General features: G+C 69.3%; 17 protein-coding genes. 1 reads left to right on the top strand and 16 read right to left on the bottom strand.

Annotated features, from left to right (window positions below):
• Positions 1-9 precede the first annotated feature (9 nt).
• A complete protein-coding gene (locus PFX91_RS12945; RefSeq protein WP_285731756.1) occupies positions 10-369 on the bottom strand; it encodes an SSI family serine proteinase inhibitor in 360 nt (119 codons plus the stop codon).
• 259 nt (positions 370-628) lie between these two features.
• Positions 629-1,408 carry a hypothetical protein gene (locus PFX91_RS12940; protein ID WP_285731755.1) on the bottom strand — a complete coding sequence of 260 codons (780 nt, stop codon included), beginning with the start codon at positions 1,406-1,408 and terminating at the stop codon, positions 629-631.
• Positions 1,409-1,471: 63 nt separating this feature from the next.
• On the opposite strand from PFX91_RS12940, the gene PFX91_RS12935 reads away from it, so the two are divergent.
• The gene (locus tag PFX91_RS12935; RefSeq protein WP_285731754.1) at positions 1,472-2,347 is read left to right on the top strand and encodes an HhH-GPD family protein; all 876 of its coding nucleotides are present in this window, start codon (positions 1,472-1,474) and stop codon (positions 2,345-2,347) included.
• Between the two features lie 24 nt (positions 2,348-2,371).
• Here PFX91_RS12935 and PFX91_RS12930 read toward each other — a convergent pair whose 3' ends face one another.
• The 14 genes from PFX91_RS12930 to PFX91_RS12865 form a co-directional block, all read right to left on the bottom strand.
• Complete coding sequence (locus PFX91_RS12930; protein WP_285731753.1) at positions 2,372-2,932, bottom strand: thioredoxin-like domain-containing protein; 561 nt, start codon at positions 2,930-2,932, stop codon at positions 2,372-2,374.
• 401 nt (positions 2,933-3,333) lie between these two features.
• Entirely contained in the window at positions 3,334-5,844 is a 2,511-nt protein-coding gene (locus PFX91_RS12925) for an ATP-dependent Clp protease ATP-binding subunit (protein ID WP_285731752.1), read from the bottom strand.
• A 783-nt stretch (positions 5,845-6,627) separates the two neighbouring features.
• Positions 6,628-6,966 carry a histone-like nucleoid-structuring protein Lsr2 gene (locus PFX91_RS12920; protein ID WP_285731751.1) on the bottom strand — a complete coding sequence of 113 codons (339 nt, stop codon included), beginning with the start codon at positions 6,964-6,966 and terminating at the stop codon, positions 6,628-6,630.
• Between the two features lie 215 nt (positions 6,967-7,181).
• On the bottom strand, positions 7,182-7,460 hold the full coding sequence (locus tag PFX91_RS12915) for a hypothetical protein (RefSeq protein ID WP_285731750.1): 279 nt from the start codon (positions 7,458-7,460) through the stop codon (positions 7,182-7,184).
• Positions 7,461-7,904: 444 nt separating this feature from the next.
• The gene (locus tag PFX91_RS12910) at positions 7,905-8,456 is read right to left on the bottom strand and encodes an amino-acid N-acetyltransferase (RefSeq protein WP_285731749.1); all 552 of its coding nucleotides are present in this window, start codon (positions 8,454-8,456) and stop codon (positions 7,905-7,907) included.
• 178 nt (positions 8,457-8,634) lie between these two features.
• Positions 8,635-8,958 (bottom strand): helix-turn-helix domain-containing protein, encoded by a 324-nt coding sequence (locus tag PFX91_RS12905; protein ID WP_285731860.1) that lies wholly within the window; start codon positions 8,956-8,958, stop codon positions 8,635-8,637.
• Positions 8,959-9,651: 693 nt separating this feature from the next.
• A complete protein-coding gene (lysX, locus tag PFX91_RS12900; RefSeq protein WP_502888317.1) occupies positions 9,652-11,151 on the bottom strand; it encodes a bifunctional lysylphosphatidylglycerol synthetase/lysine--tRNA ligase LysX in 1,500 nt (499 codons plus the stop codon).
• 81 nt (positions 11,152-11,232) lie between these two features.
• The gene (locus PFX91_RS12895) at positions 11,233-12,015 is read right to left on the bottom strand and encodes a type III pantothenate kinase (protein ID WP_285731858.1); all 783 of its coding nucleotides are present in this window, start codon (positions 12,013-12,015) and stop codon (positions 11,233-11,235) included.
• Between the two features lie 63 nt (positions 12,016-12,078).
• Positions 12,079-14,697 carry an L-aspartate oxidase gene (locus tag PFX91_RS12890; protein WP_285731748.1) on the bottom strand — a complete coding sequence of 873 codons (2,619 nt, stop codon included), beginning with the start codon at positions 14,695-14,697 and terminating at the stop codon, positions 12,079-12,081.
• Between the two features lie 189 nt (positions 14,698-14,886).
• Positions 14,887-15,765, bottom strand: a complete 879-nt coding sequence (gene panC, locus PFX91_RS12885; RefSeq protein WP_285731747.1) for a pantoate--beta-alanine ligase — start codon at positions 15,763-15,765, stop codon at positions 14,887-14,889.
• Positions 15,766-15,820: 55 nt separating this feature from the next.
• Positions 15,821-16,705 carry a Rossmann-like and DUF2520 domain-containing protein gene (locus tag PFX91_RS12880; RefSeq protein ID WP_285731746.1) on the bottom strand — a complete coding sequence of 295 codons (885 nt, stop codon included), beginning with the start codon at positions 16,703-16,705 and terminating at the stop codon, positions 15,821-15,823.
• A gap of 217 nt (positions 16,706-16,922) precedes the next feature.
• On the bottom strand, positions 16,923-17,162 hold the full coding sequence (locus PFX91_RS12875) for a chaplin family protein (RefSeq protein WP_285731745.1): 240 nt from the start codon (positions 17,160-17,162) through the stop codon (positions 16,923-16,925).
• A 245-nt stretch (positions 17,163-17,407) separates the two neighbouring features.
• Positions 17,408-18,778 carry a PH domain-containing protein gene (locus tag PFX91_RS12870; protein ID WP_285731857.1) on the bottom strand — a complete coding sequence of 457 codons (1,371 nt, stop codon included), beginning with the start codon at positions 18,776-18,778 and terminating at the stop codon, positions 17,408-17,410.
• Positions 18,779-19,024: 246 nt separating this feature from the next.
• Positions 19,025-19,471 (bottom strand): PH domain-containing protein, encoded by a 447-nt coding sequence (locus PFX91_RS12865; protein WP_352231673.1) that lies wholly within the window; start codon positions 19,469-19,471, stop codon positions 19,025-19,027.
• Between the last annotated feature and the right edge of the window lie 206 nt (positions 19,472-19,677).

Below are 19,677 nucleotides of genomic sequence, written 5' to 3'. Positions count from 1 at the left end.
CCCCTCACCTCAGAAGTCGAAGACCGCGCCCTTGTCGTTCAACAGCACGCAGTGGTTGGGGAACTCCTGCCGGTAGACGCCCTCACCGTGGGCGGTGGCGACCACGGGCGCGTAGATCATCGGGCAGGGGTTCTGCGCACCGGTCACGCCCTCGACCGAACCCGCCTCGGCGATGGCCTCACAGGCCTCCTCCGCCCGAGGGTGGGTGCCTCCGACGGGGTCGCACTCCAACACGACCTGCCTGACCCAGCCTTCGGACTCACTCTGCACGGACAGGACGTGGCGCTCCACGGCCTCCCCGTGGGCGGGAGCGACGAGCGCCGACACGAGGGCGGGAACGGCGAGCAGGGCCAGAGCGGTGCGTTTCACGACGGTCTCCAGACGAACGGAACCAGGATTCACCACGGATGGTAATCGAATCAGCACCAAGAGTTCCCTCTTTTCGAGAAAACGCCGGAACTCGGATGATTCGGTTTCCGGTCCCACGCGAACGCCCCTTCGGGGTCACGGGGGCGTAGGGCCGACGACGGGAGGCGCGCGGACGCCCGAGGGCCCCTCACACGAGCATGACCGTGGGAGGGGCCGGACTGGTCACGAGGCGGGGATCATCGTGTCCCCCGCGCGCCCCTCAGGCCTTCAACTGGAACGTCAACTGGGACTGGTCGCCGGCGTAGTCGCCGTGCAGGTTGGCCCGGTACCAGCCGGCCTTGGCCGTGATGCTTCCTTCCCGGCAGTCGGTGAAGGAGCGCTCACGTTCCCAGACGACCGTGTACTCGTACGGGACGCCCCGGTTGAGCCGTTGCTCCTGGGCGCCCTCGCCCTTCACGCAGTCGGCGGTGGAGAAGATCCGGTCGTCGCCGGAGTGGATGCGCACCTCCATGGCCTCGCCGCCCACGTCCACGGTGCAGGTCTGCTCACCCGTGTTGACGACGGTGATGCGGAACCCCGGGTCGACGCCCGCTCCGTAGATCTCCTGGTTCTCCTCCGCGAAGTCGAAGGTGACCACGACGTCCTGGGGTCGACAGGGGTCCTCGGCCCTCTCGGGGGCGGGGACCCCTCCCCCGCCCTCCCCGGAGCCGCCTCCACCGCCGGTTCCTCCACCGGCCGCCCCGGCGGGCTCTCCGTCGCCCTCCGCGTCCTCCCCGGGCTCGGCGTCCTCGTCCTCGGTCTCCTCGTCCCCGGCGTCCGCGCTCTCGTCGTCGGAGGGCTCGGTGGGTGCGACACTGGGGGAGGCCTGCTCTCCCAGTCCCGCCTCGGACCGGCTCGGTTCGCCGCTCTCCTCACCACCGGGACGGCAGGCGTACGCGATGATCGCGAGCACCAACAAGGCCCCGGCCAGTACGAAAGCACGCCGCTTCCAGTAGGTTTCGCGGCTGACGACTCCTGGATGTCCGGTACTTGACGCCATGCGCCGTAGTATTGCGGTTTTGGGCGGCACCCACCTACCCAACCCGCCGATTCCCGGTTAAAGATGAGCGATAACCCCTACAGCACAGCCGTTCTGGCTTGGTACGAGACCAACGCCCGCGACCTGCCCTGGCGTCGGCCGGAGGCCGACGCGTGGTCGATCCTGGTCAGCGAGATCATGCTCCAACAGACCCCCGTCGTCCGGGTGCTGCCGGCCTGGCGGGCCTGGATGGAACGTTGGCCCACACCCGCCGACCTGGCACGGGAGCCCTCGGGCGAGGCCGTACGCATGTGGAACCGGCTCGGTTATCCACGCCGTGCGCTGCGTCTGCACGCGTGCGCGGTGACCATCACCGAGGAGCACGGCGGCAGGGTCCCCGACGACCACGCCACCCTGTTGTCACTGCCGGGAGTCGGCTCCTACACCGCCGCCGCGGTGGCGAGCTTCGCCTTCGGACAGCGGCACGCCATTCTGGACACGAACGTTCGTCGCGTCCTGGCAAGGGCCGAAACAGGAGTTCAGTACCCGCCGAAAACCCAGACCAAGGCGGAGACCGTCCTCGCCGAGTCCCTGCTGCCGCCCACTCCGTCGGTCGCCGCCCGTTGGGGCGTGGCCGTGATGGAACTCGGTGCGCTGGTGTGCACCGCGCGCGCTCCCGCGTGCGCGGAGTGCCCGATCGCCCGGCAGTGCGCCTGGCGGCTCGCGGGCAAACCCGCCTACCAGGGACCGCCCCGACGGAGCCAGACCTACGAGGGCACCGACCGCCAGGTGCGTGGTCGGCTGCTCGCCGTACTGCGCGACTCGGCCCACCCTGTGCCCAAGGACGCGCTGGACGTGGTCTGGGACGACCATGTCCAACGTGAGCGGGCCCTGGACGCCCTCGTCTCCGACGGACTGGTGGACCCCCTCGACGACGGCCGCTACGCGCTTCCCGGCTGACTCCGGCCGCGCGGGGCACCGGCGTCACTCCCGTGGGTCGGCGATCTCCCGTGCCTCGGTTCCGATCCGGCCGACGAAGTCCTCCTCGGTCCCGTCGTGGCCACCGCTACAGGGGGCGCCCGGTTCGGGAGTGTTCTCGCCCTGGACGAACTCGACCAGGTACTCGGCCAGGCGCGGGTCCCCACCCTCCTCCAGAAGGAGCTGAGAGCCCCAGGCCGAAGCCACCACCGGGGCGGGCAGTCCCTCCAGGGGGCTGATCACCAGATAGTCGCCGGGCGAGTAGTGGGCGTGCAGGGCCTGGACCTGTTCCTCGGGCAGGTCGGGGTCGTAGGTGATCCACACGGCACCGTGCTCCTGGGAGTGCACGACGTACTCGGTGCGCAGCGGCTCGTCGTAGATCCCGCAGTTCTGCCAGATCGGGTAGTGCGGGCCGCCCACGGGAGGGAACACGTCGTAGTCGACGGTCGTGCCCTCGTCGACATGGTCGACCGACAGGTCGTCGTAGTACCGGACCTCGTCGAGCCCGCCCCGGGATGCGGCGGGATCGGCTCCCCCGTCACCGTCTCCACGGAGGTACAGCGACACCGCGAGGGCCCCACCTCCCAGCATGAGGACGAACACGAGGACCACCGCACCGATGACGAGGCCGCCGCCTCCACTCCGTGGGGGTGGCGGGGGCGATGGCGGAGGCCCGTAAGGCCCGTAAGGCCCGTAAGGCCCCTGGGGGCCGTGCGGACCCGCCGGGGGCGTTCCGCCGGGAGGGACCGGACCACCCGGAGGGGGGCCGGGAGAGGGGCTCCCAGGAGGCGGACGGTGGCCGAAGGGGGCGTGTGGGGGAGGCACCGGCCCCGGCGGCCCTTGCGGCGGCCACGGGCCCTGCTGTCGAGGTTCTGGATGGGTCACAGTGGCCCACACTAACCACCGAACGCCGACGGGGGCACCCCCGAAGGGATGCCCCCGTAGGGAGCGTCACACCGGTCGTCCGGTCACTCGCGCTTACCGGCCGCCGACTCCTCGACCTCCGGGGTGTCGGGCACCTCGGCCGGCTTGGGCACGCCCTTGAAGGTGAACTTGGCGTCCGTACCCTCGCCCTCGGCGTCGATCACCACGATCTGACCGGCCTTGATGTCGCCGAACAGGATCTTCTCCGAGAGCTGGTCCTCGATCTCGCGCTGGATCGTCCGACGCAGCGGCCGGGCGCCCAGCACCGGGTCGAACCCGCGCTCGGCCAGGATCTTCTTGGCCTTGGGCCGCAGCTCGATCCCCATGTCCTGCTCCTTGAGGCGGGAGTCGAGGCTGGCGATCATCAGGTCGACGATCTGGACGATCTCCTTCTCGGTCAGCTGGTGGAAGACGATGACGTCGTCCACACGGTTGAGGAACTCGGGACGGAAGTTGGTCTTGAGCTCCTCGTTGACCTTGGCCTTCATCCGCTCGTAGTTGGTGTTGGCGTCGTCCTCCTTGGCGAAGCCCATGGCCACGCCCTTGGAGATGTCCCGGGTACCCAGGTTGGTCGTCATGATGATGACCGTGTTCTTGAAGTCGACGTTGCGACCCTGGGCGTCGGTGAGACGACCCTCCTCCAGGACCTGGAGCAGCGAGTTGAAGATGTCGGTGTGGGCCTTTTCGATCTCGTCGAACAGGACCACCGAGAACGGCTTGCGGCGCACCTTCTCGGTGAGCTGGCCGCCCTCCTCGTAGCCGACGTACCCGGGCGGGGAGCCGAACAGCCGCGAGACCGTGTGCTTCTCCATGAACTCGGACATGTCCAGCTGGATCAGCGCGTCCTCGTCCCCGAACAGGAACTCGGCCAGGGTCTTGGACAGCTCGGTCTTACCCACACCGGACGGGCCGGCGAAGATGAACGAACCGCCCGGACGCTTGGGGTCCTTCAGGCCGGCACGGGTGCGCCGGATCGCCTGGGAGAGCGCCTTGATGGCGTCCTTCTGACCGATGACGCGCCGGTGCAGCTCGTCCTCCATGCGCAGCAGCCGGGAGGACTCCTCCTCCGTGAGCTTGAAGACCGGGATGCCGGTGGAGGCGGCCAGGACCTCGGCGATGAGCTCCTCGTCCACCTCGGCCACGACGTCCATGTCGCCGGCCTTCCACTCCTTCTCCCGCTGCGCCTTCTTGGCCAACAGCTGCTTCTCGTCGTCGCGCAGGGACGCGGCCTTCTCGAAGTCCTGCGCGTCGATCGCCGCCTCCTTGTCACGGCGCACCGCGGCGATCTTCTCGTCGAACTCACGCAGGTCCGGCGGAGCGGTCATCCGGCGGATGCGCATCCGCGAGCCCGCCTCGTCGATGAGGTCGATGGCCTTGTCCGGCAGGAACCGGTCGCTGATGTAGCGGTCGGCCATCTGGGCGGCGGCCACCAGCGCGCTGTCGGTGATGGAGACCCGGTGGTGGGCCTCGTAACGGTCGCGCAGACCCTTGAGGATCTCGATGGCGTGCGTGATGGAGGGCTCGTCCACCTGGATGGGCTGGAAGCGCCGCTCCAGCGCGGCGTCCTTCTCCAGGTACTTGCGGTACTCGTCCAGGGTGGTCGCGCCGATGGTCTGCAACTCACCGCGGGCCAGCATGGGCTTGAGGATGGAGGCGGCGTCTATGGCACCCTCCGCCGCGCCCGCGCCGACCAGCGTGTGCAGCTCGTCGATGAACAGGATGATGTCGCCTCGGGTGCGGATCTCCTTGAGCACCTTCTTGAGGCGCTCCTCGAAGTCACCGCGGTAACGGCTGCCCGCCACCAGGGCGCCCAGGTCCAGCGTGTACAGCTGCTTGTCCTTGAGCGTCTCGGGGATCTCACCCTTGACGATCTTCTGCGCCAGTCCCTCGACCACGGCGGTCTTACCGACGCCGGGCTCACCGATCAGGACCGGGTTGTTCTTGGTCCTGCGGGACAGGACCTGCATGACCCGCTCGATCTCCTTGTCCCGGCCGATGACCGGGTCGAGCTTGGACTCACGGGCGGCCTGGGTCAGGTTACGGCCGAACTGGTCCAGCACCAGGGAGGTGGAGGGGGTGGACTCGGAGGAGGCCCCGGTGGCCTGCGGCTCCTTGCCCTGGTATCCGTGCAGCAGCTGGATGACCTGCTGACGGACCCGGTTGAGGTCGGCTCCGAGCTTGACCAGCACCTGGGCGGCCACGCCCTCGCCCTCACGGATCAGACCCAGCAGGATGTGCTCGGTCCCGATGTAGTTGTGTCCCAGCTGGAGTGCCTCACGCAGGGACAGCTCCAGGACCTTCTTGGCCCGCGGTGTGAAGGGAATGTGTCCCGACGGCGCCTGTTGGCCCTGGCCGATGATCTCCTCAACCTGCTGCCGAACCGCTTCGAGGCTGATACCAAGGCTCTCCAGGGCCTTGGCGGCGACGCCCTCACCCTCATGGATGAGGCCGAGCAGGATGTGCTCCGTACCGATGTAGTTGTGGTTGAGCATCCTGGCCTCTTCCTGGGCCAGAACCACCACTCGCCGCGCGCGGTCGGTAAACCTCTCGAACATGTCTCGTCGCTCCTCTACAGAGCGGTCAGGCAGGGACGGTTCACTCCGACCCAACTCTTCCGCATATCGGCCCCACAGGGATGCACCGCCCCGGGGAGCACTGTCGCACCCGTCCGAACGGTCGACCGGCTGTCGACCCGACGGACGCCTCCGTCACGGGCGGCCGAGGCCGCCGTGCCAGAGACTTTCCCCGACGATAGGGCGTTCACCCAACATCCAACTACCAATTGCGTCGCGAGATTTCCCTGTACGCCGAAGGCGAACGGCCCGGGCCCCGCTCACGAGAGGGAACTGCCCGGGCCGCATGCGCTTAAGCCGGATAATCGGCTCTTAGCGAACAGGGTCCCGTGTTCTTCCGAAGGCACACGGGAAAGCGGAGTAATGCGCGCTCCACGGTCTCCGCGCAAACCTCGGGTCCCGCGGCGCAGGAGGCCGCGGGACCGGAAGTGGAGGTCCTGTGTGAGAGCGGGGAGCACGTGTGGCCCGTGCCGAGCCCGGTGAGCGGCTTCGGCCGAGCGTCCTCCGCGGCCCGGTGCGAGTCCCGGACTACGCCGTCCGACCCATCCCCTGGGTGCGACGGCGGATGGTCGAGTCCGTGAGGGCGGATCTTCCCGCCGACGCCCGCCGCGCGGGCCGGCGAATCCGTCGTATCCCCTGGCGTCCCCGTGTCACTGGGCCGTGTCGTGGCCCGGGATGAGCGGGGTCGGGTGTCCCCCGGCGGGCGTGGTCGTCATTCGATCAAGACCTGACAACATTTCGGCGAACCCGAGGGCGGTGACAAACCTAACCCTTGACGGCCTCATATTCGGCGACGATCGCGGCAGGGATACGGCCACGCTCATTGACGGGCTTCCCGGCCGCCTTGGCCCATGCGCGAATCTCAGCGCTACGCTCACGGCTGGGAGCATTCCGGCTACCCCGACGACCCCCGCCTCGCGACGCCTTGGCGGGAACCTTCCGGGCGGCTTCAACGAAGGGAGTAAGGGCCTCGCGAAGCTTGGCCGCATTACCCGCGCTGAGGTCGATTTCGTACATGGTGCCGTCCAGACCGAACGTCACCGTCTCCTCGGCCTCGCCCCCGTCGATGTCATCGATCAGGAAAACCTGGACCTTCTGTGCCATGGATTCAAACCTTTCAGAAGAGCAGTGCCTTCACACCTGAATATAAAGCTATCCCGCATGAACGCGAAAGACAATTCCCGGCACGCCTGAAATCAACCGGGGCCCGCCCTGTTCGAGGGTTCGCTTGAGCGGTGCGGGACCATGGAGGGACCCGCACACACGTGAAGCCCACCGATCGGCACCCCCAGGATGCGCATGATCGGTCGAGTACCGTATCAACGACCGTCGGATTCGGTACGTTCCCCGTCCCGGACAATCGGCGTTCCGTTCGCGGCCCCGGTCTCGCCGGCCGCTTCGGTGTCGTCCCCGCCCTCGTTACCGGCATCCTCGTCCTTACCGACCAGGTTGCCGCCCATACGGCGGGGTGCCATCTCCTTGCGCAGCAGTTGGATGATGAAGACGCAGAAGACGCCGCCAACAACCACCGGCGGGATGAGCGCCGACAATACGTCGATCAGTCCGGGAGGAAGCACCGACGACATAAAGTCACCCATCGAAGCTGTCCACCCTTCCTGGTTGTTACTTATCGCAGCAAATACCCGACTCCGTGTCGGGCCGGCTCTGAGGGGGATCGCTCGCCGGGCACCCGGACAAACGTGTCCCCGACATCATAGACATCGTTTGCCCCCGCTTTGACACCAGACGTACCCGAGCCGCCACCCGCAAACCCGATGGCGACCAATGTCCGCCCGTGCGTTCCGCGTCCCGTAGGACGTTGGGGTAACACGGTGTCCGGATGGGGATGGAATCGCAACTCTTCGTCACCGTCACTTCGACACACTGAAGAGCCCCACACGGACAGATTACCCGCCTCCTTCCCGACCCCACCATCCGGTTGTGCATAAGCCTCCGGCCGACGCCAGAAGACCTGCAACCGGTGTGGGGAGGTAAGTCGAACTGAGCCCGAGTGCCCCGCGAAAGCCTTTAGAGACGGGGGTTCACGTCGCCTCGTCGAGATGGACGAGCATGCGTGTGTTCCCGAGGGTGTTGGGCTTAACGCGCTCCAGACCGAGAAATTCCGCGACCCCCTCGTCATAGGAACGCAGGAGTTCCTCGTACACCCGCGAGGAGACGGGCGTGCCCTGGATCGGGACAAAGCCGTGTTTGGCGAAGAAACTCGTCTCGAATGTCAGGCAGAACACACGGCGCACGCCCAAGTCACGCGCGGTGGCGAGCAGCTCGGTCACGATCCGGTGTCCGACCCCGAAACCGCGCAGGGACGGGTCCACGGCGACGGTGCGCACCTCCGCCAGGTCCTCCCAGAGCACGTGCAGGGCGCCACAGCCCACCACGCGGTACTCGGGCTCGGCGTCGGGGGTGTGGGGGACCACCTCGGCCTCGGCCACCCAGAACTCCTGGATGTCCTCGTAGAGGTTGACAGTGCTCTTGGAGAGCACACGCCGGTCGGAGGTGTAGGTGTCGACCAGGCGGCGGATGTGGACGACGTCGCGCGTCCGGGCGCGGCGCACGTGAACATGGCGAACGGGCATGACCGGACCAGACTATGCCCAAGCCGGACGACGGACGTACTCGGCGTGGACGTGGGCCCCCGAAAAGACGTCGGCACCCACCGGAGGGGATCCCGGTAGGTGCCTTCGTACTCTCCCGCCGCCCGCGAGGCCTCCCGCCTCGGGACCGCCGATCACTCCCGTGGCTACGGCGAGCGGATCAGATGAGCTGGCGCCTGGCCGCCCACACGACCGCCTCGATGGCCGTGTTCACTCCGAGCACGTCGCAGATGTTGCGAATGCGACGGCGCAGGGTCCGCGCGCTGAGTTCGAGATGCCTGGCGGCCACCTCGGTGGTGACACCGGTGGCGATCTCCGCGAGCAACTCCAGGTCCTCGGGGTCCAGTTCCACCGACGTGTACGGGCTGTTCACCACCGTCTCACGTGCGCGGGTCTGTAGTGGGACCAGGTGCTCCCGGCTCTCCCGGGACTGGAGGGTCCCCTGCTCCTCGGGGGTACGTCGTACGAGTGTGGCCTGTTCCACTCCGTCCTCCCTCATCAATGTGAGTGCGGAACATCAGCTCGTCACCTGGTGGACGCGAGCACACCGGACACGGGTTGTCACCCCTGCCGCGGTGTGACGGAGGACGCCGTACGCCGGAAAGCCCCCTCACACCCCTCTGGCACAGAGGTACGGGGGTGGGCGTACGGGCCGCACGAACCGGTCGCCGGGGTCTGGGACGGACAAACCCCGCCGAGGGCACACATGCGCACGGGGCTCGGCGCCGGACACGTCCGGAAGGCCTTGTCCCCGTTCACCGTCGTTCTCGATCCACTTCGGCGAACTCGCGGGCCTGAGCCCGCCCTCAGCACGCTAGGCGTCCGGGTTGTTACCGTCAAGGCCCCATAAATCACCAGGAGCATCACTTCCATGACCCCGAGCGACAATGCAAGGGGAGGGAAAATTCATTGCCACATTGACCTGCGAAAACAATCTCCGAAGAAGAGACGTCGTCCTGGAAGTGGGGTCGCCGACAAAAATTCCGACCGGCCGGCGGTGGGACCCCGCACGGGAACACGCGCCCCGTCCCCACCCGGTGGGACGGGGCGCGTGCCCACGCCAGGGCCCTGCGCGTGCGGCGGGGCTCCGCGTCACGAACGCGAGGGCCCCGCCTACTTTCGGACATCCGCCTCAGGGGATTAGACCCCGGCAAATTCGGGGCAACAAGGTTCGGGCTCAGTCTCCCGACGGCTTCACGATCGGGAAAAGAACGGTTTCCCGAATGTTCTTTCCGGTGAAGGCCATGAGCAGACGGTCGATGCCCACGCCCACTCCCCCGGTCGGCGGCATTCCGTACTCCAGTGCCCGCAGGAAGTCCTCGTCCAACTGCATCGCCTCAAGGTCGCCCTCGGCCGCCATCAGGGACTGCTCCGTGAGGCGCTTGCGCTGCTCGACCGGATCGACCAACTCCGAGTACCCGGTGCCCAGCTCCATACCGAAGCCGATCAGGTCCCACTTCTCGGTGAGCAACGGGTCCTCACGGTGTCCGCGGGTGAGCGGGCTCGTCTCCACGGGGTAGTCCCGGACGAAGGTGGGCTGGAGCAGGGTGTGCTCGACCAGTTCCTCGAAGACGTGCTCCACGAGCTTGCCCTGGCCCCACCCGGGGTCGTACTCCACTCCCCTGCCCTCGGCCAGTCGGCGCACCTTCTCGATGGGGGTGCGCGGATCGACCTCGGTTCCCAGCGCCTCGGAGACCGCGCCGTACAGGGTGACCTGAGGCCACTCCCCGCCCAGGTCGTAGGACCGACCGTCCCGCTCGATCACGGTCGAGCCGAACACGGCGCGCGCCGCGTCCTGGATGAGCTCACGGGTCACGTCCGCCACGACGTTGTAGTCGGCGTAGGCCTGGTAGAACTCCAGCATCGTGAACTCGGGGTTGTGCGTGGAGTCCGCGCCCTCGTTGCGGAAGTTCCGGTTGATCTCGAAGACCTTCTCCAGGCCTCCCACGACCAGTCGCTTGAGCGACAGTTCCGGGGCGATGCGCAGGTACAGGTCCATGTCGTAGGCGTTGATGTGGGTGATGAACGGGCGCGCCGTGGCGCCGCCGTGCACCCGCATCAGCATGGGTGTCTCGACCTCGATGAAGCCGCGGGAGTCGAGTCCCTCACGGATCGCCCGGATGGCCGCGGAACGGCGGCGCACCATCTGCTGGGACTCGGGGTTGACGATGAGGTCGACGTAACGCTGACGCACGCGGGCCTCAGGGTCGGTCAGACCCTTGTGCTTCTCCGGCAGGGGGCGCAGGCACTTGGCCGTGAGCGTCCACTCCCGGACCAGGATCGACAGCTCGCCACGGCGCGAGGTGATGACCTCGCCCTCCACGCCCACGTGGTCTCCGAGGTCGATGTCGGACTTCCAGGCGTCCAGCCGCTTCTGGCCGACCCTGTCCAGGGAGAGCATGATCTGGATGTCGCCGGTCTCGTCGCGCAGCGTGGCGAAGCACAGCTTGCCACCGGTGCGGTAGAGCATGACGCGACCGGCGATGGAGACCTCCACCCCCGTCTGGGTGTCCGGTTCCAGGCCCTGGTGTTCGTCGCGCACGGACCCGATCGACGTGGTCCGCGGGAATTTCACGGGGAAGGGGTCGATGCCCTCCTCCCGCAGTCGGTCCAGCTTCTGTCGCCGGACTCGCATCTGTTCGGGCAGGTCGTCGTAGGAATCGTCGTGCGCGTTCACGCGCCCGATCCTACCGGCGTCGGCACATGCTCCCGGCCAGGGTCGGATCCTCCGGGGCGGAGGGCCCGCCCCGGGGGAAGGTCAGCCGACGTTGCGCTCGAAGACCAGACGCAGGCCGACGAGGGTCAGCCACGGTTCGTGCAGGTCGACGGTCTCGCACTCGTCCACGACGGTGGAGGCCAGTCCCCCGGTGGCCACCACCGTCACGTCGTCGGGGGAGTCCGTGAGCTCGGCGACCATGCGGTCCACGATCCCGTCCACCTGGCCCGCGAAACCGAAGACGATGCCCGAGCGCAGGGCCTCGGTGGTGTTCTTGGCGATGGCCGACCGCGGCTTGATGATCTCCACCATGTGCAGCTGCGCCCCGCGTCGGGAGAGGGCGTCCACGGAGATGTCGATGCCCGGGGCGATGGCGCCTCCCACGTACTCCCCCCGGGTGCTGACCGCGTCGAAGGTCGTCGCGGTGCCGAAGTCCACCACCACCACGGGACCGCCGTAGAGGTGGTTGGCGGCCAGGGCGTTGACGATCCGGTCGCTGCCCACCTCCTTGGGATTGTCCATCCGGATCGGCACTCCGGTCTTGACCCCGGGTTCCACGATCACGGCGGGGATGTCACCGAAGTGGCGGCGGAACATGTCGCGCATCTCGTGCTGCACCGACGGCACCGAGCAGCACATGGCGATCCCGTCGATCTCCTCCGGACCCCGCAGGTTGCTGCTCTCGACCAGTCCCCTGAGCACCACGGACCACTCGTCGGCGGTGCGTCGCGTGTCCGTTCCCACCCTCCAGTGTTCGAGAAGATCGTCGGAGGCGAAGAGACCGAACACCGTCTCGGAGTTACCGACGTCGATCGCGAGCAGCATGCTGGAGGCCTCATCCGTGGTCGAAGGGGTACGTCTCAAGGCATCTTCCACCAACCGGGGCGCTCACAACAGGTCAAGTGCGATATCCAGCGCGGGGCTGGAGTGGGTGAGCGCTCCGACCGCCAGGTAGTCCACCCCGGTGCGGGCCACGTCGGCCGCCACGTCCAGGGTCAGGCCTCCGGAGGACTCCAGTCGGGCACGGCCCGCCACCAACGAGACCGCCTTCCCGAGCTGTTCCACGGTGAAGTTGTCGAGCAGGATCTCCTCGGCGCCCGCGGCCAGCGCCTCCTCGATTTGGTCGACCCGGTCCACCTCGACCTCCAGGGGGAGGCCGGGGAAGCGCGTGCGGACCGCGCGGACGGCCTCCGCCACCCCTCCCGCCGCGACCACGTGGTTGTCCTTGATGAGTCCGGCGTCGCTGAGACCGTAGCGGTGGTTGACCCCGCCCCCGCAGCGCACCGCGTACTTCTCCAGGGCGCGCAGTCCGGGGTGGGTCTTGCGACTGTCACGGATCCGGGCTCCGGTCCCGGCCACCGCGTCCACCCACGCACGGGTCGCGGTGGCGATCCCGGACAGGTGGGTGAGGAAGTTCAGGGCGGTGCGCTCGGCGGTGAGCAGGTCGCGGGTACGGGCGGTGACGCTCATCAGCACGTCACCGCGTTTGACCGCCGTGCCGTCCTCCACGCTCCTGTGCACCTCCAGGGCGCCCTCGCAGACCAGCCAGAACACGAGTTCGGCGATCGCGATCCCGCTGACGGTGCCGTCGGCGCGGGCCACCACCTGGGCGGTGCGCACCTGGTCGGCCGGGATCGTGGCCACGGTGGTGACGTCCAGACCCGCTCCGGCGGTGAGGTCCTCGGCCAGGGCGCGTCGGACCAGTTCCACGTGGGACTGAGAGGGCGCGGTGTGGGGAAGCCTGAACTCGGCGCGTGGGTCCGGATCGGACCGCGGGGTCGCTTCCGGCCCTTCGTCCTTCGAGGGCGCCGTGGGAAAGGCGATGGCGTCCAGTTCCACGACGAGCGAGGGCGGTAGTGAGGGCGTCCAGTCCTCATGTGCGGTCACGGTGGTGCTCCCTTCCAGTCGGACGATGACGGGCCGGCTCCGAAGTTCGGGCCGTGGCCGGGGATGATCGGCCCTTTGGTGAGAGCCCCTGCTCTCGGTCCTGTGCAGTGCCGCGGCGGCCACGAGCCGCGCCACGGTGAGCAGATTGGCGGTCTCCCAGCACCTCACGTCGGGGGTGGCCGGGGAGCCCGGGCGGGCGAGGGCGTCGAGTTCGGCGACCAGCTCGACCAGCCCCTCACCGGTGCGCAGTACCCCCGCGTGGCGCGACATCAGCGTACGCACGCGGGACGCGGTGGAGGCCGGGACGAGCGGCGTGACGGTTCCGGCGGTGACACCACGCGGGGCCCCGGACGCGGGCTCCGACGCCAGGCGGGCCGCGATCCGGTCGGCGTAGACCAGTCCCTCCAGCAGGGAGTTGGAGGCGAGCCGGTTGGCGCCGTGGACTCCGGTGCGGGCGACCTCGCCGACGGCCCACAGTCCCGGGACCGAGGTGCGACCGTCGATGTCGACCTCGACGCCGCCGGAGGCGTAGTGAGCGGCGGGGGCGACGGGGACGGGGCGGGTCAGCGGATCGATCCCGTGCTCGCGGCAGGAGGCGAGGATGGTCGGGAAACGGCTCTCCCAGGTGGCCCGGCCGAAGTGGCGGGTCTCCAGGTACACGTGGTCCACGCCTTGTTCGGCCATGGTGCGGGCGATGGTGCGCGCCACCACGTCCCGGGGGGCGAGATCGGCCAGTTCGTGGACTCCTTCCATGAGGCTCTCGCCCCGGGCGTCCACGAGATAGGCGCCCTCTCCCCTCAGTGCCTCCGAGACCAGGGGTTGACGTCCGCGCGCCTGCGGACCGAGCCAGAGGACGGTGGGATGGAACTGGATGAACTCCAGGTCGCGCAGACGTGCCCCGGCACGGGCCGCCAGGGCGAGGCCGTCGCCGGTGGACACGGGCGGGTTCGTGGTGGAGGCGAAGATCTGCCCCATGCCGCCGGTGGACAGGACCACGGCGGGGGCCAGGGCCGCTCCGACCCCGTCACGGGCGCCCTCGCCCATGACGTGCAGGGTCACTCCGCACACGTTTCCGGTGTCGGGGTCTCGTAGGGCGTCCAGGGCGATGGCGTGCTCGATGACCTCGATCCGCTCCTCGGCGAGCACCGCGGCGACGAGCGCTCGCTGGATCTCGGCCCCGGTGGCGTCGCCGCCCGCGTGAACGACCCTGTCAACGCGGTGGCCGCCCTCCCTGGTCAGGGACAGCCGTCCGTCGTCGGTGCGGTCGAAACGCGTTCCCAGGTCGATGAGCCAGCGCAGGGCCGCGGGCCCCTCGGTGGCGAGGACGTTGACGGCGTGGGGATCGCACAGACCCGCTCCGGCGAGGTGGGTGTCGACCATGTGGGCGACGGGACCGTCTTCGGGGGCCATGGCGGCGGCGATCCCACCCTGGGCGTAGGCGGTGGAACCGGTGGACAGGCGGTCCTTGGTGACCAGGAGCACCCGGCCGCCCCCGCCTCGCTGGACGTAGCGCAGCGCCGTGCTCAGGCCCGCGATGCCCGAACCGATGATCGCTACGTCCGCCTGGACGGTCCATCCCGGTTCGGGGGCGTCGAGCCGGGTCTGGGTGGGTGTGCTCATCCGGATTCTCTCTTTTCGGGACGCCTGGACGGGGTCGGGGTGTCCAGGGCGCCGCTCGGTGGGGTTCGGCCCGGACCGGGGTTCGTTCGGACGGCACCGGAGCGGCCTTCGGCGGCGCACGGCCGGGTGTGGCCGCGCCCGGCCGCGTTCGACGGCGGTGGGTACGGCGGAGCCCTCGGAAGGGGCCGCCTACAGATCCACCGACACGTTGTCGATGAGCCGTGTCCGGCCCACCCGGGCGGCGACGGCGAGGACGGCCTCCCCCCGGTGCCCGGAGGTGACGTCGGCGAAGGTGTCGGGGTCGACCAGGGCGAGGTAGTCGACCTCGACCGGCGGCGTGGCCTCGGCGGCCTCCTCCAGGACTGCTCCGGCCGCCGCGCGGACGGCGTCGGGACCGTCCGCGGCGACGCGACGGCCCGCCTCCAGGGCACGCGACAGGAACAGGGCGCTGACCCGCTCCTCGGCGGACAGATAGACGTTGCGGCTGGCGGTGGCCAGGCCGTCGGGGTCGCGCAGGGTGGGCGCGCCGATGATCTCCACCGGCATGTTGAGGTCGGCGACCATGCGGCGCACCACCGCCAACTGCTGGGCGTCCTTGCGGCCGAAGACCGCGACGTCGGGACCGACCAGGTGCAGCAGTTTGCCGACCACCGTGAGCACACCGTCGAAGAAGCCGGGACGGAAGGCCCCTTCGAAGCGTTCGCCCATGGAGCCGGCCCGAACGGTGACCATCTGTTCGGTGGGGTACATGGTGTTGACCGTGGGGGCGAAGACGACGTCGACGCCCTCCTCGGCGCACGCGACGATGTCGGTCTCCAGGGTGCGCGGATAGCGGTCGAAGTCCTCGTTCGGGCCGAACTGGAGCGGGTTGACGAAGACGCTCACCACCACGGTGTCGGCCTGCTCGCGGGCCAGCCGCATGAGACTGCGGTGCCCCTCGTGCAGGGCCCCCATGGTGGGGACGAGGGCGGTCCTTCCCGCCCGGGCCAGGGCTGCGCGCAGTTCGTCGGGCGTGTGTACGAGGCGGGGCCCGCCGGAGGGCGCGGGCTGCGGCGCGGGTTCGCTCATCGGTGGTTTCCCTTGGTGGTGCGGTCCGGGACGGGGGAGGCGGGGACGGCCGGCCTCAGCGGCGCAGGACGTCGAGCAGATGCGCCGCGTCCTCGGGCTTGAGCATCCCGGCGTTGATGGCGCGGTCGGCGGTGAGGCGGGCGAGTTCGACGTAGCTGGCCACGCCCTCGGGGGCGGTCGAGCGCAGTTGCTCGATGTGCCCGGCGACGGTTCCGGCGTCACCACGCAGGACGGGACCGCTCAGACCGTGGATGCCCAGTCGCAGGGCGTTGTCCAGGGCGGCGCTGAGCAGGGGGGCGAGCATGCGTCCGGGTTCGGGGACCCCGGCGGAGGCCAGCAGGGAGGCGCTCTCGGCGACCAGGGTGACCATGTGGTTGGCGCCTCCGGCGAGGGCCGCGTGGTAGAGCGTGCGCTTGTCCTCGGGGATCCACACGGGTTCGGCGCCCATCTCCACGACGAGGGCCTCGGCGATGGGGCGCAGCTGCTCGGGCGCGGTGACGCCGAAGGCGCAGTCGGCCAGACGTGCGATGTCCTCGTCGCGTCCGGTGAAGGTCATGACGGGGTGCAGGGCGAGCGGGAGTGCGCCGACGCGGGTCGCGGGGGCGAGGGCTCCATGGCCGTGGGCTCCGCTGGCGTGGGCGAGGATCTTGCCGCGCAGGTCGACCCCGGTCGAGGCCAGGCCCTCGGCGAGGTCGGTGAGAGCGTCGTCGGGGACCGTGAGCAGGATCAGGTCACTGGCTTCGACGACCTGGGCCGGTTCGAGGATCCGGGCGGTGGGCAGTCGGTCGGCCACCCGTTTCTTGGACGCCTCGGAGACGGCGGACGCGGCGACGACCGTGTGTCCGGCACGTCCGAGGGCCTGTCCGAGGACGGAGCCGACCCTGCCGGGCCCGATGACGCCGACCCGCAGACGGGCGGGTCGTCCCTGCGTCGTCTCCATGTGTGTGCCCTCTCCTGCTCCTCGGCGTCGGCGTTCCGCCCCGCCGTGACTTCTGAGCACACGATAGTCCTCCCCGGTCGGTGACCTGCCGCCCCGCCCCCGGACATGACACAGGCGCCGCCTCGTCGTCACGGGGTGGCGCCTGCGTTCGAGAGTCCGTGCTCCCCGGCCGGTCCGGTTCGTCCGGACGCTCCGCCCGGCCGGGCGTGCCCACGTCCTAGTTCTTGACGGTGGAACCGGAGTCGTGGCAGTTGGCGCCGGCCACACCGAGGATGGCGATGGCGTTGCCGCAGACGTTGATGGGCACGTCGAGGTCGGCCACGAGCTGGTTGCCGCCGAGGATCGAGCCGTTGCCGGAGGTGAAGACGTTGCTGTTGGCCATGGCCGGAGCGCCGGTGAACAGGACGCCCGAGGCGGCGGCGACGATGGCACTGGCGGCGAGAGCCTTCTTCAGCATGTGGTTTCTCCCGTCAGACCCGTTGGCGGGGGGCGCCAACCGGTCGATAACGTTGACGATGTGTATGACAGTGAACACATCTCGTGTTCGGTCACCATTTAGCCATACTCAGTCGCCGCGCGTGACCAAAACAGCGACGCGTTTCGCGACACCGACCTGGAAGTATCACCACCAGTGAGCATCCATGTCGGACATGTAGACCATAAATGGAAGCCCACCAGCCTCTTAATGTGACGTACGCCATATCAAGGTTCGGGGGTGTCTCCCGCCCCTTGCGTCCCCTTCTCATCAGAGGTGTCGCACGCGCCCGTTTTCTCGGCCTTCGGCTCCCCTGGTCCCGCGGTCCCACGGTCGGGTTCCTCGACCCGCCCCCGCCGCCGGGTCAGGGTCGATCGGGTCTCCCAACGCTCGGTTCCGGCCGCGGGCACCCGGGCCCGTCTCCCGTACTCCACCAACGCGTCCACGAAGCGGCGGGCCTCCCCCGCGTCACGGCCGGGCGCCTTGGCGCGGACGGGTCCCGGCGGCGTGTCCACGTCCACCGCGACCCGCCCGGTGAAGCGGGACAGGGGACCGGCCACCAACCGGACCGCCTGCACGCGTTCGACCGGAACGATCTCGGTGACCAGGCAGAACAGACCTCTGATGCTGATGAACAGGTGCTCGTCCACTCCCATCAGGCTCGGCACCGGACTGCGGTTGGGCACCAGCGGCACGTGCGCCGCCTCGCTCTCGGGGAAGAGTTCGTTGACCAGGGCGAAGGCCCTGCGCCGCGGCGCCACCGGCAGCAGGGTGGCGGAGTCGCCCTGACGCGCGCCCGCGTACCCGGCGACGTTGGCCTCGACACGCGCCACGCCCAGGGCTCGCCAGAGCAGGGGTTCGACCACGCGGACGGCCTGCACCCGACCGGGCGGAACGGTCTGCATGCGCCGCTGGAACATGCCGTAGCGCAACCGCAGGCCGTCGGAGGACAGGGAGGCGTAGTAGTCGGTGTAACGGGCCAGGGGTCCCCAGAAGTAGCGCAGCAGACCCAGGGTGAGCGGCAGGAGCGCGCCGATGACACCGTACTCGCCGAAGACGACCCCGGCCGTCGCGAGCATGAGCAACAGGATGAAGGACAGCAGGACCGGGACGCGGAAGGTCAGCGCACCGAGCAGGAGCAGGAAGGGCAACCGGTAGAACGACCACTCCGGTGCCTCGGGCGCACGTCCAGGAAGACCCGCGGCGTGCGCGAGGACGGCGGCCCTCATGCGTTCGGCCAGACCCTGGGGGAGGCAGCGCAGGCGGATGGCGCTCGCGTCGCCCCCCGCCATCTCCACACGCAGGTCGGCCATGCCGAAGACCTGGAGGAGCAGGGGTCGGACCACGTCCACCGCCTGGAGGCGGCTGAGCGGGACCTCCCGCGAGCTGCGCATGACCAGGCCGCTGTGGACCACCAGGTGGTCCTCCCTCAACCCGAAGGTGCCGTACCACCAGGCGGGCAGGACATAGGCGAGGGTGCCGAAGGCGACGGCCACCGTCAGCATCATCACCCAGCCGAAACCGAAGGTGTTGAGGATCGGTCCCATCAGTGCCACGAAGACCAGGGCCACCGCCAGGACCTGGAGCGGAACGATCATCCAGTGGGAGCGGTACACGCCCGTGGTGACGTCGTCCTCGGGTCCGGGGCGCGGGACCGGCGGCGGACGTCGTCCGAGGGACGGAGGCAGGAGCACGGGCGCGTGCGGAGAAGGCGCCGGAGGTCGGCCCACGGGCGTCCTCGGGTCGGCCCCGCCGGGCCCGGGAACGTTCGGCGGTCCGGGAGGCCGCCCCTGCGAGCCCGACGACCCGTGGGGTTCCTGTGGCGGGTGAGCTGGTCCGTGCACTTACAACCCCGTCGAGAAGCTCTCGCTGCGCGCCGCGAGCCGATCGCGCATCCGGACGGCCTCGGCCAAGGGGAGGCCCACCACCCTGGTGTCGGCGGTGCTCGCGGCGGTGCGCACTCTCACTGTGGCGATCCCCAACGCCTGTTCGAGGAGGTCGGCGGTGACGTCCACGACCTGCATGCGTCCGTAGGGGATGACGACCAACTGTCGGACGAACACCCCGTAGGTGAGGCAGAGCTCCTCGGAGGCCTCCACGTACCCCCATGACCGGTGGAAGAGTCCCGCCAGGATCCAGCCCGCCACCAGGACCGCCAGAACGAGTGCCGCCCAGGCCGCGACCCAGGGCCATGACCTCCAGAAGAACAGCAGCAGCGCCCCACCGCCCCCCACGGCCAGGCACAGAACGCCGATCACGATCCTGCGGTACCAGGCCAGGGCGGGCGCCACACGGTTCCAGGACATGCCCGCCGGCGGCGCGAAGGCGGCGGCGAGCGGCAGGGACCGCTCGTCCGTCGGGCTCCGTTCCTCGGAAGGGTGCGGCGTCGGTGTCGGATCACTGGTCTCCACGAAGCCAGTCAACCATCCGCCGGCAAGCTCGTGCCGGAGCGGCTCGGCGCGGGAGGGGTCGACCGAGGGATCGCCCTCCCACCGTT

This window comes from Nocardiopsis sp. ATB16-24 (assembly GCF_030271535.1).
In the GTDB taxonomy this organism is placed as follows: domain Bacteria; phylum Actinomycetota; class Actinomycetes; order Streptosporangiales; family Streptosporangiaceae; genus Nocardiopsis.
The sequence above is the reverse complement of the archived record's forward strand: the minus strand, read 5'-3'. Positions and strand labels throughout refer to the sequence as shown.

Excerpts from the sequence above, each read along its gene's own strand:
- PFX91_RS12880 (WP_285731746.1), bottom strand. The coding sequence starts at position 16,705 with ATGGAGACGACGCAGGGACGACCCGCCCGTCTGCGGGTCGGCGTCATC.
- PFX91_RS12870 (WP_285731857.1), bottom strand. The coding sequence starts at position 18,778 with ATGATCGTTCCGCTCCAGGTCCTGGCGGTGGCCCTGGTCTTCGTGGCA.
- PFX91_RS12895 (WP_285731858.1), bottom strand. The coding sequence starts at position 12,015 with ATGCTGCTCGCGATCGACGTCGGTAACTCCGAGACGGTGTTCGGTCTC.
- PFX91_RS12890 (WP_285731748.1), bottom strand. The coding sequence starts at position 14,697 with ATGAGCACACCCACCCAGACCCGGCTCGACGCCCCCGAACCGGGATGG.
- PFX91_RS12915 (WP_285731750.1), bottom strand. The coding sequence starts at position 7,460 with ATGGGTGACTTTATGTCGTCGGTGCTTCCTCCCGGACTGATCGACGTA.
- PFX91_RS12935 (WP_285731754.1), top strand. The coding sequence starts at position 1,472 with ATGAGCGATAACCCCTACAGCACAGCCGTTCTGGCTTGGTACGAGACC.
- PFX91_RS12910 (WP_285731749.1), bottom strand. The coding sequence starts at position 8,456 with ATGCCCGTTCGCCATGTTCACGTGCGCCGCGCCCGGACGCGCGACGTC.
- panC (WP_285731747.1), bottom strand. The coding sequence starts at position 15,765 with ATGAGCGAACCCGCGCCGCAGCCCGCGCCCTCCGGCGGGCCCCGCCTC.
- PFX91_RS12920 (WP_285731751.1), bottom strand. The coding sequence starts at position 6,966 with ATGGCACAGAAGGTCCAGGTTTTCCTGATCGATGACATCGACGGGGGC.
- PFX91_RS12940 (WP_285731755.1), bottom strand. The coding sequence starts at position 1,408 with ATGGCGTCAAGTACCGGACATCCAGGAGTCGTCAGCCGCGAAACCTAC.
- PFX91_RS12925 (WP_285731752.1), bottom strand. The coding sequence starts at position 5,844 with ATGTTCGAGAGGTTTACCGACCGCGCGCGGCGAGTGGTGGTTCTGGCC.
- PFX91_RS12875 (WP_285731745.1), bottom strand. The coding sequence starts at position 17,162 with ATGCTGAAGAAGGCTCTCGCCGCCAGTGCCATCGTCGCCGCCGCCTCG.